The sequence below is a fragment of the Paenibacillus whitsoniae genome, from assembly GCF_003955665.1.
GTDB classification, from domain to species: domain Bacteria; phylum Bacillota; class Bacilli; order Paenibacillales; family NBRC-103111; genus Paenibacillus_E; species Paenibacillus_E whitsoniae.
The window spans coordinates 22,105-37,445 of the sequence record NZ_RXHU01000057.1 but is presented as its reverse complement, the minus strand read 5'-3'; the positions used below and the strand labels follow the sequence as shown (position 1 = coordinate 37,445).

Below are 15,341 nucleotides of genomic sequence, written 5' to 3'. Positions count from 1 at the left end.
GAGTAAGGCTTTTTTCTATGCCAGAAAGCCTGTCGGGACACGCCCGGCGGGCTTAGCTTATTGAAGATAACAGGACGTGTCCGTGCTTGTGATTTTTACAAGACCGATTTTCCGATAAGCTCGAAAACGAAGCATGAACCACAACCGCGGCATCAGCATCCAACAGTGGAACAGCAGCAGGTAGAAAAGCCAGTTTTGCGGAATCCAAGGGTATAGCAAGGCAATCAAAGCAAGTCCGATCCAGAGCAATTGCTGCAGGACGGTGTTCACAAGCTTGATCGACGCATGGCCGTCAGGCAGGAAACCCGCCCAAAAAACACCGAACCGATAAGACCAGCCGCGCATGGCCATGCCGATGGTGAATTGAAAATAAGCCCGTATCAGCAGGGTGTGAAAAATGAGCACCAATGGATAACTGACCAGCATGGGCAGCAAGTTGCTAGAGTTGAATTTATAGGAAACGGCCAGCAGGATGATGGCGAGATAGAGCGCGATTTTGTACCAGGAATGGTAAATTCGTTTAGCGAGGGTGTAACTGTACACGGTTGATTGCTTGGACAATTGGGATTCCTGCATGGTTGGCATAGGTGCGACCTCCGAGGGCTAATAAGCAGATATAAGGATATATCGGCAGCTTTCTTCCATATTATAAGGGATAAGCTAGTTTAGGAGAATCGGGAAAGGGATATAATAGTGATAAAAGGTGAGAGGTGATCACATGGAGGAGAGCCGGATTGGTCTATGCATGATTTGTGAGCAGCATAAAATGGGCGGCATTCACATAGTGACGGCGTTCATTTGCGACAGCTGCAGCAATGAGATTGTGAAAACGTCGGTGAGCGATAAGAAATATCCGTTTTTTGTGAGTCAGATGAAGAAAGCCTTTGTTTCTGGAAACTCACGGCACTATATGAATTAAGAGAGCTTCTTCCTGTAAGAAGCTTTTTTGTTTTTTAGGCTGGAATCCACTACTATAGAGTCAGTAGAAGTGGGCATGGATGCCATGGGGAGTAAAGATCAGATGAAGAGAAGTCAATTTGAAAAAGAGGACGTGAGCCGCGCCCCGCTATTTGAAGCGATGGTGGCGCATCACGCAAAGCGACCTGCTAGCTTCCACGTGCCGGGCCATAAATCCGGTCAGGGGTTGACCGGGGACGCGAAGCGTTTTTATCAGGACATCATGTCCATAGATTATACGGAAATTACAGGGCTGGACGATCTCCATCATCCGGAGGAAGCGATTATGGAGGCGGAGCAGCTCGCCGCGGCGTGCTTTGGCGCGGAGGAGACATTTTTTCTGGTTGGGGGAAGCACGGCCGGCAACCTGGCGATGATCCTGGCGACGTGTGCGCCAGGGGACTTGATTCTTGTGCAGAGGAACGTGCACAAGTCGGTGTTGCATGGCCTGATGCTGGCCCAGGCCAAAGCGGTGTTCATTGCGCCTCGGGTACACGAGGCGTCAGGGGTGGCCGCGGGCTTGCGGCTTGCGGATGTCCAAGAGGCCGTCCGCCGCTACCCGACCGCGAAAGCGCTCTTGCTCACCAATCCCAATTATTACGGGATGGGGGTAGATTTGACGCCGTTTGCCAAGCTGCTGCATGCAAGCGATAGGCTTTTGCTGGTGGATGAGGCGCACGGCGCGCATTACGGCTTTCACGAAGCGCTGCCGGCGTCGGCGCTGTCGCAAGGGGCGGATGCGGTGGTGCAATCCACGCATAAAATGCTGACCGCGATGACCATGGGCGCGATGCTGCATGTGCAGGGGCCGCGTATCGATCGCAGCGCGGTCCGACAAATGTTGGCGATGCTGCAAAGCTCAAGCCCGTCGTACCCCATTATGGCGTCACTCGACTTGGCGCGGCGGCGCCTGCACACGGAAGGCGCTGCGTGGATCGCGCAGGGACTCGCTACTGTGCAAGCGTTCCGCGAACGGCTCGACGCCACAGGCGTCATCGGCTATTTCCCGCAGCATTTCCCGGTCGCCGCAGGGGAAAGCTCGCACGAAACAGCGGATCCTTTTAAAATCACGATCTACGATCAGACAGGGACACTCACAGGATCCCAGCTGAAAGATCAGCTTGAAGATCAGGGCTGTTATGTGGAAATGACCGACGGCCATCTGGTACTGCTGGTGTTCACACCGGCTACCTCGCAGGAGGAAATGCTCCGCGCAGCCGAAGCGCTGGACAACATTTGTTGGGACATCAGGAGGGAGAAGCAGGAACTTCAGGCGCCTATCTCGAATATACTTAAATTACCCTACTACACACCCATCTCTTCTCCGGTCGCTTTTGCAAGAAAGGCAGGGTGGCAGGGGGCTGGTTCTGATGATGTCTATAGTGAGGTGGATGCGCAGGAAGCAATTGGTCACTGTTCCGCGGACATGGTGATTCCTTATCCGCCGGGCATTCCGTATTTGTATCCGGGAGAAGTGATTACGGCCTCAAGCGTAGAAGCACTAATTGCCCTGCATGGGCGTGGCATTAGGTTTCAAGGGACCGATTTTGGACACACGAAGCAGTTGCGAATATACAAACCTATCACGAAATAACAGCTAGGCAGCGTTTGCAGTAGCAGTAGCAGGAGGAAGACGTGAACGGAATTTTCATTACGTTTGAAGGGCCAGACGGCGCCGGAAAAACGACACAGCTTAAACGATTGGCCGAGGAACTGAAAGAGCAAGGGTACGACATCCTTGTAACGAGGGAACCGGGCGGGACCGTGATCAGCGACAAGATTCGCAGTATTATTCTGGATCCGGCTCACCGGGAGATGGTGGATCAGGCGGAAGTGCTGCTGTACGCAGCTTCCAGGGCGCAGCATGTGCATGAACTGATTATGCCGGCGCTGCAAGCGGGAAAAATCGTGCTTTGTGATCGCTTCATCGACGCGAGTGTTGCGTATCAGGCCCATGGACTCGGGATTGCGGCGGAGCAGGTCAAAGCGATCTCGGCGTTTGCGAGCTCCGGCTTGCAGGCCACGTGCACGTATTTGCTCGATGTGCCGGTTGAAGTCAGCCTCAGCAGGCTGCAGCAACGTGCTTCTGCCGCGGCAGGCCAAGGGCTTGACCGCATCGAACAGAAACATGCCGCTTATCACAGTAGGGTGCGGGAAGGGTTTCACGCGATTGCGGCTGACAATCCGGCCAGAGTGCGTGTGATTGATGCCCATCGCAGCGAGGATGCGATTGCTGCAGATATTCGGCAGGATTGTGAGCAACTGCTCAAGGAACATATTTCCGGCTAAAGCGGGAATAGCAATCTTAGTTTATAATAAGAGGAGGCATCACTTTATGAAACTTGTCGTAGCCGTAGTACAAGATAAAGATAGCAACCGTCTTTCCAACGCATTGATTAAAGAAGGCTTTCGAGCAACGAAGCTGGCAAGTACGGGTGGATTTTTGCGTGCAGGGAATACGACCTTTATGATTGGTACGGAGGATGACCGGGTGCAGGAAGTGATGCAGGTAATCCGAGCAAATTGTAAAATTCGGGAGCAGCTCGTAACACCGGTTTCGCCAATGGGCGGCACGACCGATTCCTACATTCCGTTTCCTGTCGAAGTCCAGGTGGGTGGCGCGGCTGTTTTCGTACTGCCGGTTGAGCGATTTGAGCACTTTTAACATAAATTAGATTAACGCGCGAGGGATGGATGCGTCTTGAAAATTAATCCGGGGTGGCAGCCCATCGGTAAAAATGTCAAAGTGAATGAGAACGCCGCACCGCCGCAGCTGGCCCCCCGGAATTTTGCGGACATGATGCTTCAGCATGACGAGAAAGTCACGCAGGAGCAGCTCAGCCGCATGGCGCAGCAGATTAATCTCCAAGGAGATCGCTTGTCGAGAGCGATGACGGTGCGAGAGCTCCTGCAATATAAGCTGATGATCCGCCAGTTTTTGGAGGAAACGGCCCGCCGAGGCGTGACGCTAAGAGATACGAAAGGCTGGGATCGCCGCGGCCGCTCGAAGCGGTATAAAATTTTGGATGAGATTGATCAGACATTGCTCTCGCTGGCGGACGAACTGCTGGAAACGGAGCAGGGGCGCATCGAGATTTTGCAAAGAATCGGTGAAATCCGAGGGATGCTGATTAACTTGTTATTTTAGTGAACTACCTTTTTAGGATGGAGCGGTTGCGAAATGTCCTTTAATGCCATACCAGGGCAAGAAGCGGCCAAACGGCTTCTGCAAAACGGGCTGCGCCAGGACAAGCTGTCGCATGCTTATATTTTCAGCGGACCTGTAGGAACAGGCCGTGCAGAGATGGCGAAGGCACTGGCGAAAGCGATTTACTGCCAGCATGGTGTCGACGACGCTTGCGGCGAATGTTTGGAATGCCGGAAAGTCGAGCATGGCAATCATCCTGATCTGCACATGGTGGCACCGGAAGGGGCCTCGATCAAGATCGAGCAGATTCGCGAGCTGCAGAAGGAATTCGCTTACCGGGCGACGGCTTCAGGTACGAAGATTTATGTGATTGAACATGCGGATAAAATGACGGTGCAAGCGGCCAATTCCTTGCTGAAGTTTCTCGAGGAGCCGACGTCCCGTGTAGTAGCAATTTTGATTACGGAAAATGGCAACGCGTTGCTGCCGACGATTCAGTCGCGTGCGCAGTGGATTCAGTTTACACCGATGCCGAGAGAGCAGATGCTGCTGCAGTTATTAGAAGAAGGCTTGCCCGCAGCCTTGGCGCATCCTGCCGTGCATATGACAGCGGGACTTCAGGCGGCTAGAGATTTGATCGCCTCAAATTGGTTTGCAGAAATGAGAAGCGTAGTGTTACAATTAGCGAAGGAGACGCTGACGCGTTATCCGACTTCCATGATTACGGTGCAGCAGCGAATTGTGAAAACAGAGCTGGCGGATCACATCCCGACGTTGTTCGATTTGTTGATTCTCTGGTTTAAAGATATGGTACAGCTGCGTTTGGAACGCAGAGACAAGCTCGTATATCACGATCAGCTGGACTGGATGAGCTCCCTCGCATTCAGTCGGGACGTTTCGGCTTGGGTGCGAATGATGGAGCAGGCTGTAGAAATTCAGAAGCGTCTGCGCTTCAACGCAAATAGTCAGCTGGTGATCGAGAAAATGCTCGTGGAGATGCAGGGGGTGTAAGATGTATTCAGTTGTTGGCGTCCGCTTCAAGAAAGCGGGTAAAATATATTATTTTGATCCGATTGACTTGCCGATTGAGAAAGAGAGTGCCGTGATTGTAGAGACGGCGCGCGGCGTAGAGTACGGCAAAGTCGTGGTTGGCAAGAAGACAGTTAAAGAGAACGATGTTGTTCTGCCGCTCAAGAAAGTGATTCGGATTGCGGATGATGCCGATGCAGACTTGGTTGAAGACAATAAACGGGCGGCCAAGGATGCTTTTCAGACGTGCCATGATAAAATCCGAGACCACAACCTTAAGATGAAGCTAGTCGACGTGGAGTATACGTTCGATCGCAATAAAATTATTTTTTATTTCACAGCCGAGGGCCGTGTCGACTTTCGGGAGCTGGTCAAGGATTTGGCGAGCATTTTCCGGACAAGAATCGAGCTTCGTCAGATCGGGGTTCGCGACGAGGCGAAGATGCTGGGCGGGATCGGGCCGTGCGGCCGCATCCTGTGCTGCTCGTCGTTTTTAGGCGACTTTGAGCCGGTGTCCATCAAGATGGCCAAGGACCAGAATTTGAGCCTGAATCCGACGAAGATTTCCGGCTTATGCGGACGGTTAATGTGCTGCTTGAAGTATGAGCATGATAACTACGAAAGTGCCAAGGATACGCTGCCGACTGTCGGACGGTTCGTGATTACATCGTACGGCAACGGTAAGGTGCTGTCACTGAACGTAAAGGAACGTACGGCGAAAGTGCAGCTTTTCGATCTCGGGAAGGCGTTGGATCTGCCGTTTGACGATGTGGTCGAACAAGAATAGATTTGCCTGGGAGGCGCTGGCCAATAAGCATACAAGGCGTTAGAGGTGAAAGCGTGGATAAACATGATATTTTCGGACAAATGGATGAAATCGAAGAGCGAATGGGTGCCACGTACGCCGAATTAGGCGCCTTGAAGAAGCAAATTATTTCGCTCATCGAAGAAAATAAGCGGTTAAGCATTGAGAACCAGCAGCTCCGCAAGCTCATTCGTCAAGAAGAGACGGTAACAGCAGCGGCGCCAGTGAAGCATACGGTGGAGCCTGTTCCGCTCCCAGGGGCCGGGTACGATAATTTGCACCGTTTATATAATGAAGGTTTTCATATTTGTAATGTGTATTACGGCCATCTTCGGACCGAGGGAGATTGTTTGTTCTGCTTATCCTTCTTAAATAAATAAGTGTGTGTGCCGTAGGGGTTGCCCTTACGGTTTTTTTCCATAAGGAGACTTTCCAAAATAAAGTGGGCGGTAATTTCGGAAAGCTTTATAACTAGCGCGATGTACGAAAGGACGTATTGAATTACGCATGAAGCATGTGGAGCTCCGTTCAACAGAACGAATCGATGATTTACTTACTTATGATCTGAAAATTATTCAAAGCGACGAGGTGTTCAGCTTCTCGATGGATGCCGTGCTGCTCGGGCGCTTCGCTTCGGTGCCGCCAAAAGGGCGCGTGCTCGATCTGTGCACGGGGAACGGCGTCGTGCCGCTGCTGCTCTCGACGCGGACGCGGGCGGACATCTGGGGCGTGGAAATTCAAGAGCGCCTCGCGGATATGGCGAAGCGCAACGCGGCGCTGAACGGTCTGGAAGGCAGGCTGCACATGGTGGAGGGTGACCTGAAAACGATTCACAGCGAACTCGGCCATGGGCAATTCGATGTGGTGACGGTCAATCCGCCGTATTTGCCGGTGCCAAACGGGGAGCAGAACACGAATGCACATTTCGCGGCGGCGCGGCATGAGATTCACTGTACGCTTGAGGATGTGATCGCAGCTTGCGCCAAGCAGGTGAAAGCCGGCGGCAAGGTGGCGATGGTGCACCGGCCGACGCGGCTGGTCGATATTTGCACGCTCATGCGGCAATATCGGATTGAGCCAAAGCGGATTCGCTTTGTGCACGCCCGCGCCGGCGAGGAAGCGATGATGGTGCTCATCGAGGGCATCAAGGACGGCAAGCCGGAGATTCGCACGCTGCCGCCGTTGATCGTGTACGCTACGGAGAAAGACTATTGCCAGGAGCTGCAGGAGATCTACTATGGCGGTCGGAGTGCATTGGCGTTTGCGGAAGAAGACGCAGCGGAATTATCGGAAATGAGGGAGTAAACCGTGACGGTAACGATACAAAAAAGCTACGGCGACGCGGCTGGCGTCGGCACACTCTATCTGGTTGCGACGCCCATCGGCAACCTGGAGGACATGACCTTCCGCGCGGTGCGTACGCTGAAGGAAGTGGCGTTAATTGCCGCGGAGGACACGCGGCAAACGCGCAAGCTGCTGACCCATTTCGAAGTCGCGACGCGACTGGTCAGCTATCACGAGCACAACAAGCAGGCAAGCGGACCCGAACTCGTCCGCTTGCTGCTTGAAGGGAGCAGCATCGCGCTGGTGAGCGATGCGGGCCTGCCGGCCATTTCGGACCCAGGCTATGACCTGGTCCGAATGGCCGTCGAGGCCGGCGTGCCGGTCGTGCCGGTCCCCGGCGCCAATGCGGCGTTGTCGGCGCTGATCGCCTCTGGCCTGCCGACCGAGCGCTTTACCTTCGTCGGATTTCTCCCGCGGGAGAAAAAGGAGCAGACGAAGGTGCTGGAGGGGCTGCAGCAGGAGCAAGCGACCCTGCTGTTCTATGAGTCGCCGCACCGCGTCGACAAAACCCTAGCGCGCATGGCGGAAGTGTGGGGCGCGGAGCGCAGGGTGGTCCTTGCCCGCGAGTTGACGAAGCGGTACGAGGAATTTGTCCGCGGCACGATTGCGGAGTGCCTCGCGCATTTGGAGGCGTACCCGCCGCAGGGCGAGTACTGCCTCATCGCCGAAGGCGTGTCGGCGGCCGCGGCGCAGGAAGCGGCGGACCGCTGGTGGGAAGCGAAGTCGCTCGAAGAGCACGTCGCGCACTACGAACAGCGAGGGAGCAGCCGGAAAGATGCGATGAAGCAGGTGGCGGCGGATCGCGGCTTGGCGAAGCGCGATGTGTATAATGCTTTGCTGGAGCGCTGAAGCCGGCGCTTCGGGGGAGGGCCTTCCTTGGAGTCCGACCGCCTTCTTTTGGCAGGGGGAGATTCTGCGAATGAACGTAACGGTTGTCAGCGAGCTTATTACATCAAGAAACGAGTGTTTTACCATATAACGGTTGCCACAGCGACTATTTACATGAAATCGGCGAGATTTCGTTGGCCTTTCGGCAAATAAGCGTTGTGGCAACCGCTAATGCCGGAAAAGCAGGATGTTAGGTCAACTAGGCGCTAGGGCAACCGTTAGACGATTTTCCCGGACAAAAAAAGATCTCTAATTCTTGGGCCCCGAAAGACCACCGAATTAGAGACTAGAGGAGATATGAAAAAGGTTAGAATTACCATTAGGATGAGTACTGCTTACTTCTATTATATACTACTTTTCTTATTTTGTCACAGGTGTTGGCATTTCTGCTAAACAAATATGGCAAACAATTTTTCCCTTGAAATAAGTAACACTTTCCGCGTTGCCGCAGAAGATACAAGCCGGCTCATATTTCTTCAACATAATGCGCTCGCCGTCCACATAAATTTCCAGAGCGTCCTTCTCACCAATGCCCAACGTGCGGCGCAGCTCGATCGGAATAACAACACGGCCCAGTTCATCAACTTTTCTCACGATACCAGTAGATTTCATCATCTATATGAATCTCCTTTGCGATTTTATAAAAACTTTATCAAGATCGTCACGATTCGACATAATTGATAAACTAATGATACCAACCATTCCCAAAATAGTCAACTGGTTTTTAGCCTTCCGGTAGGAGAATTTTGAAAGTGTTCATCTTTTTGTGACAGTTCTAAAAAACCGAAAACCCTCTTCATTACAGGGTTTTGTAAAGGGGATCTTACATGAAGACCTGGGGGGGAAGCAGGGGGTCCGCGCTACCAAGAGAGAAGAAGTAAAACGCAAATTGGAAGTTTGCTTTCGACATTGTTCGACATTATCTACGAGGAACATTTTGTGATTTGTCGAATAGATAAAGATAAACGTTTTACGGCCCTTTGGGGACGTTGGCGTTTAGCGATAGATCATATTTATAAAGGAGGCCCCCGACATGAAAGAAGAAAAAGTGTTCAAAGACCCTGTACACAAATATATTTACGTGCAGGACGCCACAATTTGGGATTTAATCAATACCCGAGAGTTTCAGCGACTGCGCCGGATCCGCCAATTGGGGACATCCTTTCTGACGTTCCATGGCGCCGAGCACAGCCGATTCTCGCACTCCCTAGGCGTGTATGAGATTACGCGCAAAATCATTTCCCAATTCGAACGCAATCATTATGACGATTGGCCAAAGGAAGAACGGCTGCTCTGTCTCTGCGCGGCGCTGCTGCACGATTTGGGGCACGGCCCTTTTTCCCATTCCATTGAAAAAGCGTTCGGCACCCGGCACGAGGACTGGTCCTGCCGCATTGTACTCGGCGACACGGAGGTGAACCGGGTGCTGAGCGCAGTGTCCCCGGATTTTCCGAAGAAAGTGGCCGGTGTCATCTGCAAATCGTACGACAAGGAAATCGTCGTGAGCCTCGTCTCCTCACAGCTCGATGCGGACCGGATGGATTACTTGCTGCGTGATGCTTATTTTACCGGCGTGAATTACGGCACTTTCGATTTGGAACGCATTCTGCGGGTGATACGCCCGTATAAAGGGCATATTGTGGTCAAGGAGAGCGGGATGCACGCCGTGGAGGACTATTTGATGTCCCGCTATCAGATGTATTGGCAGGTGTACTTCCATCCGGTAACACGGAGTGCGGAAATTGGGCTGCACAAAGTGTTTGCCCGGGCGAAGCACCTGTACGAAGAGGGGTATACCTTCGGGTTCATGGTCGAGCCGATTCTGCACCTCATTCAGCAAAATATTTCGCTGAGCGACTATCTGCTGCTTGACGAATCCGTCATGCAGACGATGCTGATTTTCTGGAGCCAGGAAAAGGATGGGATTCTGCGCGATCTTTGCCGCCGGTTCCTGGACCGCAAGCTGTATAAATACAGCACGTTTGAACCGAGCGATCAAGCGCTGATTCAGCGGATGGAGCAGGTCATGGCGGAGGCGGGCTTTGACCCGATGTACTATATGGAGATCGATTTCCCTTCCAAGCAGTCTTACGACGTGTACCGGCCTGGAGAACCCGACGAGAACTTCCCGATTCTGCTGCTGGATCACAAGGAGAGACTGACGGAAATTTCCCACCTATCGGAGATTGTGCAGTCGATCAGCGGCATTCAGATGGGCAAGCATCGCGTCTACTACCCGGAGGAACTGTTGGAGCGCCTAAGCGTGGAGAAATATCCGGAGCTGTGGGCACTGCTGGGAGAGCGGGATTGAGTTGAATCATACATACGAGGAGCGTTATCATGCTGACAGATTCACATACACACTTAAATGCCGAACAATTTAACGAGGATCAAGCGGAGGTGATTCAGCGCGCGCTGGAGGCCGGCGTTACGCGAATGGTGAACGTAGGGTTCAATCGGGAGACGATTCCAAGCTCGATCGAGCTGGCGGAGAAGTATGATTTCATCTACACCACGGTCGGCTGGCACCCTGTAGATGCGATTGATATGATGCCCGGGGATCTGGAATGGATTGAGGCGCTCTGCAAGCACGAGAAGGTCGTCGCCATCGGGGAAATCGGTCTGGACTACTACTGGGACAAGTCGCCGAAAGATGTGCAGCAGCGGGTGTTCCGCGAGCAGATCCGGCTGGCGCGTAAGCTGGGCATGCCCATAGTGATTCATAATCGGGATGCGCATCAGGACATTTTGCAGATTTTAAAAGAAGAAAAAGCCGCCGAAGTCGGCGGCATCATGCACTGCTTCTCCGGGAGCTGGGAGACGGCAAAACAATGCTTGGAAATGAACTTTCATATCTCCTTCGGCGGGCCGGTCACCTTCAAGAACGCGAAGCAGCCGAAGGAAGTGCTGGCGCAGGTGCCGCTGGACCGCCTGCTGATCGAGACGGATGCGCCGTACCTCACGCCGCATCCATTCCGGGGCAAGCGCAACGAATCGGCGTACGTGCGCTTGGTGGCGGAGACGGCCGCGGAGATTCGCGGCCTGTCGCTCGAAGAGCTTGCGGCGATTACGACCCGCAATGCGATGGGACTGCTAGGCCTCAAGTAGCGCGTTCTTCTTGAACTTGCGGCGGAGGAAAACGCCGCAAGCCAGCGAGATGAACGCGAGCCCGGCCAGCGGAACGAGCAGCGCATGGAGCGGCGCATGCACGAGCAGCGGGATCGCGAGCAGGCACAGCTGGGCGAGCTGCGCCAGCCAGATGAGGAAGGCGAGCGAACCGGGCTTGTGCGCGGGATCAAGCGGGTACATCTCGAGCCAGAACGTGTAGCGGTGCGCGCTCTCCAGCGCGGACAGCTGCACGAGAGAGATGGCGAGTGTGATGAAGAGAATGACGCCGCCGGTCGTCAGGCTGTCGGAGACGGCAATCGCCAACACACCGATGGCGGTGATACGCAGGAGAATGCTGAACATCTCGGTGCGCAGCAATGTTTTCATATATAAATAGAAGAAAGACGACTGTTGTCGAAATGGAATCCATGTTGTCAGCCCGGCCAGCCATGCGCGCCGGGTTATTCGCGTCGGCAGCTGCGGCACGTCGACGAACCAGTTGAAGAAAGCGTACAGCCTCGCTTGCTGCTGTTTTTCACGGGCGATCAGGTAGTCCCAGCCGATCCCGTATTTGCGGACGGGGCGCGTCGACAAGAGCCACAGTATGACTAGCGCAATCGCGCCAAGTGCGGCCCAGACCGGGCCGTACGCGAACTGGATCGCGACGAGCCCTAGCGTTGCCGCCCAGCGCAGCCCTGTGGAGAGGCGCCGCGCCTGCTCGCGGACCCAGCGGCTCTCCTGCCAGGACGCGAGGCCGTTCGCGAGCTTGAACAGGAGCAGCAGTGCCAGCATCAGCAGGAAGACTGCGCTGCCGGCGCCGGTGCAGTGATGGTAGAGCGGCCACACGGCAACCAGCGCGATTGTCTGCCATGCTGCCTGCAGCGACAAGCTGTAGCGCAAAGCGCTGCGGAAATACGCGCCCATCTCGTGCTCAACGCGGAGCAGGAACATGCGATCGGCGCTGCGCGTCAGGGTGCGGATCGGGCTGGATGCGGTGAACGGCACCAGTATCAGCAGGACGACCCATAGATAGGGATAGTCTGTCGGAAGACGCTGTAATATTTTTGCATAATAATAGGAAGACACGATGACAAGAAACAACAGAAAACCGAGAAAATTGCTGCGCGCCGCGTACTGCCAATAGCCGATCGCTTCTTTCATATAATAGTGAAAGCGCCGCTGCCATAAGGCTTGGGCTTGGAAGGACGGTAGGCTCATGGCGCATCTCCTTGCACAAGTTGATAGAAGATGTCGTCCAGCGAAGCACCTGGCAGCCGGGTTTGCTCGCGCAATTCGACCAAATCTCCTTGCGCAACCATATGACCGCGATGAAGGACGACGTAGTTGTCGCAATATTTTTCAATTGTAGACAAAATGTGTGAGGAGATGAGGAATGAGGCACCTTTGTTTTTCATACGCACCATTAGTTCCAGCAAAGAACGAATCGCGAGCGGATCGAGGCCAAGGAACGGTTCATCAATGATATAGAGCATTGGTTCGATCAGAAAGGCGTTCATGATCATCACCTTCTGACGCATGCCCTTGGATAGATGACTGGCGAAGCTTCTGAGCTTGTCTTTCATCTGGAATTGCTCCAGCAGGACAGCAGAACGAGCTTCATATTCCTGCTGCGTCAAGCCATAAGCCATAGCGGTCAGCTCCAAATGCTCCTGGATGGTAAGTTCTTCATAAAGCTCCGGACTCTCCGGCACATAAGCGAACGTTGAACGATACGGAATCGGCGCTTCAGAGAGCGTGATGCCGTTTATGCGGATCGTTCCCCGGCTGGGCTGCAGAAGACCGAGAATATGTTTGATCGTGGTGCTTTTCCCGGCACCGTTGAGTCCGATCAGGCCCATCATCTCTCCTTGACGAACGGAAAACGTGAGGTCATGAAGGACGGGTTTGTTCGGTAAGTAGCCCCCAAATAAAGCGTTTACTTGCAAAATCGGGCCCATCTCAATAGCCTCCCTAAACAGCAAAATATTGGTATTTTATACGGTTTTCATGCCAGATTTATTATAAACAAAATTCGTTTTTTAGCCTAGTTTTGACCGCGTAACTATAAAAAATCGAGTGTAGATACGTTATAGTGAGTTATAAGTAGAAATAGGCGTATTATTTTTAGGAAATCGCCTAAATTCACGTCATTTAGCCCTTTTTAACGGGTGTTAATCCCTTTACAGCTTGAGATTTACAGCGTAATATACTTTTCATAATAACTTAATATCCAATTTGCCATTTTTCCATTCGCTGAGTTCCAGAACTGGGAACGGGGGAACCACTGCGAGCATCTGAAGCGGGTAGACGCTTCGGAGCAGCAGAGTGAGTAACAGGGGTGAATCGCGGGTACCGACCGTTCAGGCGGGATCTGCGTAGGGCGACTCTCACGTCCGAATCCGTCAGCTAACCTCGTAAGCGTAAGAGAGGTAACGATTGTCGTGTGTGCTTTTTGTATTTTTACAACAAGGCCAGCGAGAAGAGTCCTCTTCTTGCTGGCCTTTTATTGATCAACAGACGCAGTCTGTGTCGCACAAGAGGAAGCACCCGACCAGCTAGACATAAATACCTCTGGAACAATAGAGCTTTCCGGAATTACCGCCCCTTCTTCAGACAAAGTGATTTGTCAGAAATTTAGTGGTACTTTATTTTGGAAAGTCTCAGTAGGATGTGGAATAGGCAAAAGGGGGACGACCGATCGTTCGCAGTCTAGCAGCGGCTGCAGGGACATCGACATTAAGTTAAACTTAAAAACCTAGTCGCGTCAAAATTCTCTCATGCTTTAACCTGGCGGCGAGGCTTTGAAGGAGGACCGAAGAAGTGGGCAGTATCTCTATTAGCGAGACCCATGTAAAACGATCATCCAGCATGTCCTTCGCATTGCGATGGAAGCGTGAAAACTTGCGTTTGATTTTAAGTTTGGCCCTAATTTCAATCGCAATGACTTTCATGTTTTTAGTGTTGTTGTACGGAACGGCTACCAAGAGCGTATCCGTGGTTGTGAATGGACAAGAAACCGTTGTACATACGAAGCAATGGGTCCTGCAACGCCTACTGGATGAACAAGCCATAACGGTTGGTGAACACGACGAAGTTTCGGTTGCGCTGACTTCGCGGATCAATGCCGGCGACCGAATCGTCATCGAGCAAGCTTCACCGATCCAATTGACTGCTGATGGAAAGACCACTACGGTTTACACAACTGCAAGAACGGTAGAAAGTGCATTGCAACGATTTAATCTTGCACTGGGAGAGAACGACCGCGTAACTCCCGAGCTTACAGCCTCTCTGGCTTCCGGCGATTCGATCAAAATCGTCCGCGTGAAAAAAGAGATGGAAGAAGTTACCGAACCGATCGCGTTCCAAACTGAAAAGAAGAATGATGCATCTTTACTGAAAGGCAAGGAGCAAGTTGTTCAGGAAGGTAAGGAAGGCGTACTAATAAAGCAAAAAGAAAAAACGTATGAAGACGGCGTTTTGGTTGCAGAAGCAGTTGTGGGTGAAGAAGTACAAACACAAAGTGTAAACAAGGTGATCTCGGTTGGAACAAAGAATCCGGTCGTGGCGCTTTCCGCCTCCTCTCCGAATGTGGATGAAGTGGCCAAGAATGGCGTAACCTTCGGTTACAAGCAAATTTTGAAAAATGTAAAGCTGACCGCTTACTCGTCGGACGTTGCATCCACGGGCAAGACGGAAGGTTCCAGCGGTTACGGCAAAACGTATACCGGCACTACGGTCACTGAGGGCCGGACAATTGCCGTAGACCCGAAAGTCATTCCGCTCGGTTGGTGGGTGTATATCGAGGGTCTGGGCTTCCGCCGTGCGGAAGACATCGGCAGTGCTGTGAAGGGCCAAATGATCGATGTGTATTTTGACGATCACAATTATGCGAACCGTTTTGGCACGAAACAAGGCTACACGGTCTACGTGGTCGGACCAACGAAGCCGTCCCAGAACTAAGGATCTGTGAGGAAATGGGAGGCACTTTATTCGTCCCAGCCTTCCAACGTGTAAACGCTGGGCGGAACGGGAACAATAGCGATATGTGCAGCTTGGCATTAG

Annotated in this window: 17 protein-coding genes and 1 riboswitch; of the genes, 13 read left to right on the top strand and 4 right to left on the bottom strand. The window is 52.8% G+C overall.

Features of this window, described 5'->3' with window-relative positions; genetic code table 11:
- Nucleotides 1-57: 57 nt before the first annotated feature.
- Nucleotides 58-585: a hypothetical protein gene (locus EJQ19_RS19325; RefSeq protein ID WP_126142879.1), complete on the bottom strand. Its 528-nt coding sequence runs from the start codon at nucleotides 583-585 to the stop codon at nucleotides 58-60.
- A 133-nt stretch (nucleotides 586-718) separates the two neighbouring features.
- On the opposite strand from EJQ19_RS19325, the gene EJQ19_RS19320 reads away from it, so the two are divergent.
- From EJQ19_RS19320 to rsmI, 10 genes are all read left to right on the top strand, one after another.
- Nucleotides 719-919 (top strand): sigma factor G inhibitor Gin, encoded by a 201-nt coding sequence (locus EJQ19_RS19320; protein ID WP_126142878.1) that lies wholly within the window; start codon nucleotides 719-721, stop codon nucleotides 917-919.
- Between the two features lie 102 nt (nucleotides 920-1,021).
- Complete coding sequence (locus EJQ19_RS19315; RefSeq protein ID WP_164716631.1) at nucleotides 1,022-2,551, top strand: aminotransferase class I/II-fold pyridoxal phosphate-dependent enzyme; 1,530 nt, start codon at nucleotides 1,022-1,024, stop codon at nucleotides 2,549-2,551.
- A gap of 41 nt (nucleotides 2,552-2,592) precedes the next feature.
- The gene (gene tmk / locus EJQ19_RS19310) at nucleotides 2,593-3,246 is read left to right on the top strand and encodes a dTMP kinase (RefSeq protein ID WP_126142876.1); all 654 of its coding nucleotides are present in this window, start codon (nucleotides 2,593-2,595) and stop codon (nucleotides 3,244-3,246) included.
- Between the two features lie 46 nt (nucleotides 3,247-3,292).
- Nucleotides 3,293-3,622 carry a cyclic-di-AMP receptor gene (locus tag EJQ19_RS19305; RefSeq protein ID WP_056618038.1) on the top strand — a complete coding sequence of 110 codons (330 nt, stop codon included), beginning with the start codon at nucleotides 3,293-3,295 and terminating at the stop codon, nucleotides 3,620-3,622.
- A 36-nt stretch (nucleotides 3,623-3,658) separates the two neighbouring features.
- Nucleotides 3,659-4,105 (top strand): YaaR family protein, encoded by a 447-nt coding sequence (locus EJQ19_RS19300; protein ID WP_126142875.1) that lies wholly within the window; start codon nucleotides 3,659-3,661, stop codon nucleotides 4,103-4,105.
- Nucleotides 4,106-4,138: 33 nt separating this feature from the next.
- The gene (gene holB / locus EJQ19_RS19295) at nucleotides 4,139-5,116 is read left to right on the top strand and encodes a DNA polymerase III subunit delta' (protein ID WP_126142874.1); all 978 of its coding nucleotides are present in this window, start codon (nucleotides 4,139-4,141) and stop codon (nucleotides 5,114-5,116) included.
- Nucleotide 5,117: 1 nt separating this feature from the next.
- The gene (locus EJQ19_RS19290) at nucleotides 5,118-5,921 is read left to right on the top strand and encodes a PSP1 domain-containing protein (RefSeq protein WP_126142873.1); all 804 of its coding nucleotides are present in this window, start codon (nucleotides 5,118-5,120) and stop codon (nucleotides 5,919-5,921) included.
- Between the two features lie 53 nt (nucleotides 5,922-5,974).
- A complete protein-coding gene (gene yabA / locus EJQ19_RS19285; protein ID WP_126142872.1) occupies nucleotides 5,975-6,319 on the top strand; it encodes a DNA replication initiation control protein YabA in 345 nt (114 codons plus the stop codon).
- A gap of 127 nt (nucleotides 6,320-6,446) precedes the next feature.
- Entirely contained in the window at nucleotides 6,447-7,244 is a 798-nt protein-coding gene (locus tag EJQ19_RS19280; protein ID WP_126142871.1) for a tRNA1(Val) (adenine(37)-N6)-methyltransferase, read from the top strand.
- Between the two features lie 3 nt (nucleotides 7,245-7,247).
- A complete protein-coding gene (rsmI, locus tag EJQ19_RS19275) occupies nucleotides 7,248-8,132 on the top strand; it encodes a 16S rRNA (cytidine(1402)-2'-O)-methyltransferase (RefSeq protein WP_126142870.1) in 885 nt (294 codons plus the stop codon).
- Nucleotides 8,133-8,531: 399 nt separating this feature from the next.
- On the opposite strand, the gene EJQ19_RS19270 is transcribed toward rsmI, so the two are convergent.
- Complete coding sequence (locus EJQ19_RS19270; RefSeq protein ID WP_126142869.1) at nucleotides 8,532-8,786, bottom strand: AbrB/MazE/SpoVT family DNA-binding domain-containing protein; 255 nt, start codon at nucleotides 8,784-8,786, stop codon at nucleotides 8,532-8,534.
- Nucleotides 8,787-9,204: 418 nt separating this feature from the next.
- Between EJQ19_RS19270 and EJQ19_RS19265 the strand changes: the two genes are divergently transcribed.
- Together EJQ19_RS19265 and EJQ19_RS19260 are read left to right on the top strand one after the other, a co-directional pair.
- Nucleotides 9,205-10,482 carry an HD domain-containing protein gene (locus tag EJQ19_RS19265; protein ID WP_126142868.1) on the top strand — a complete coding sequence of 426 codons (1,278 nt, stop codon included), beginning with the start codon at nucleotides 9,205-9,207 and terminating at the stop codon, nucleotides 10,480-10,482.
- A gap of 29 nt (nucleotides 10,483-10,511) precedes the next feature.
- The gene (locus EJQ19_RS19260; protein ID WP_126142867.1) at nucleotides 10,512-11,279 is read left to right on the top strand and encodes a TatD family hydrolase; all 768 of its coding nucleotides are present in this window, start codon (nucleotides 10,512-10,514) and stop codon (nucleotides 11,277-11,279) included.
- Here the strand turns inward: EJQ19_RS19260 and EJQ19_RS19255 are convergent.
- The gene (locus tag EJQ19_RS19255; protein ID WP_126142866.1) at nucleotides 11,265-12,497 is read right to left on the bottom strand and encodes an ABC transporter permease; all 1,233 of its coding nucleotides are present in this window, start codon (nucleotides 12,495-12,497) and stop codon (nucleotides 11,265-11,267) included. The genes EJQ19_RS19260 and EJQ19_RS19255 overlap by 15 nt on opposite strands.
- The gene (locus EJQ19_RS19250) at nucleotides 12,494-13,237 is read right to left on the bottom strand and encodes an ABC transporter ATP-binding protein (protein ID WP_126142865.1); all 744 of its coding nucleotides are present in this window, start codon (nucleotides 13,235-13,237) and stop codon (nucleotides 12,494-12,496) included. The genes EJQ19_RS19255 and EJQ19_RS19250 overlap by 4 nt, the downstream gene beginning before the upstream one ends.
- A gap of 283 nt (nucleotides 13,238-13,520) precedes the next feature.
- Nucleotides 13,521-13,715: riboswitch (cyclic di-AMP (ydaO/yuaA leader) on the top strand.
- Nucleotides 13,716-14,147: 432 nt separating this feature from the next.
- On the opposite strand from EJQ19_RS19250, the gene EJQ19_RS19245 reads away from it, so the two are divergent.
- Entirely contained in the window at nucleotides 14,148-15,239 is a 1,092-nt protein-coding gene (locus EJQ19_RS19245; RefSeq protein WP_206438450.1) for a 3D domain-containing protein, read from the top strand.
- Nucleotides 15,240-15,341: the final 102 nt, after the last annotated feature.

What these genes read in the sequence shown, in the direction of transcription:
- EJQ19_RS19280 (WP_126142871.1), top strand. Translation starts at nt 6,447, where the DNA reads ATGAAGCATGTGGAGCTCCGTTCAACAGAACGAATCGATGATTTACTT.
- EJQ19_RS19305 (WP_056618038.1), top strand. Translation starts at nt 3,293, where the DNA reads ATGAAACTTGTCGTAGCCGTAGTACAAGATAAAGATAGCAACCGTCTT.
- EJQ19_RS19315 (WP_164716631.1), top strand. Translation starts at nt 1,022, where the DNA reads ATGAAGAGAAGTCAATTTGAAAAAGAGGACGTGAGCCGCGCCCCGCTA.
- EJQ19_RS19325 (WP_126142879.1), bottom strand. Translation starts at nt 585, where the DNA reads ATGCCAACCATGCAGGAATCCCAATTGTCCAAGCAATCAACCGTGTAC.
- holB (WP_126142874.1), top strand. Translation starts at nt 4,139, where the DNA reads ATGTCCTTTAATGCCATACCAGGGCAAGAAGCGGCCAAACGGCTTCTG.
- EJQ19_RS19260 (WP_126142867.1), top strand. Translation starts at nt 10,512, where the DNA reads ATGCTGACAGATTCACATACACACTTAAATGCCGAACAATTTAACGAG.
- EJQ19_RS19265 (WP_126142868.1), top strand. Translation starts at nt 9,205, where the DNA reads ATGAAAGAAGAAAAAGTGTTCAAAGACCCTGTACACAAATATATTTAC.
- EJQ19_RS19270 (WP_126142869.1), bottom strand. Translation starts at nt 8,786, where the DNA reads ATGATGAAATCTACTGGTATCGTGAGAAAAGTTGATGAACTGGGCCGT.
- EJQ19_RS19290 (WP_126142873.1), top strand. Translation starts at nt 5,118, where the DNA reads ATGTATTCAGTTGTTGGCGTCCGCTTCAAGAAAGCGGGTAAAATATAT.
- EJQ19_RS19255 (WP_126142866.1), bottom strand. Translation starts at nt 12,497, where the DNA reads ATGAGCCTACCGTCCTTCCAAGCCCAAGCCTTATGGCAGCGGCGCTTT.
- EJQ19_RS19250 (WP_126142865.1), bottom strand. Translation starts at nt 13,237, where the DNA reads ATGGGCCCGATTTTGCAAGTAAACGCTTTATTTGGGGGCTACTTACCG.
- EJQ19_RS19320 (WP_126142878.1), top strand. Translation starts at nt 719, where the DNA reads ATGGAGGAGAGCCGGATTGGTCTATGCATGATTTGTGAGCAGCATAAA.
- EJQ19_RS19245 (WP_206438450.1), top strand. Translation starts at nt 14,148, where the DNA reads ATGTCCTTCGCATTGCGATGGAAGCGTGAAAACTTGCGTTTGATTTTA.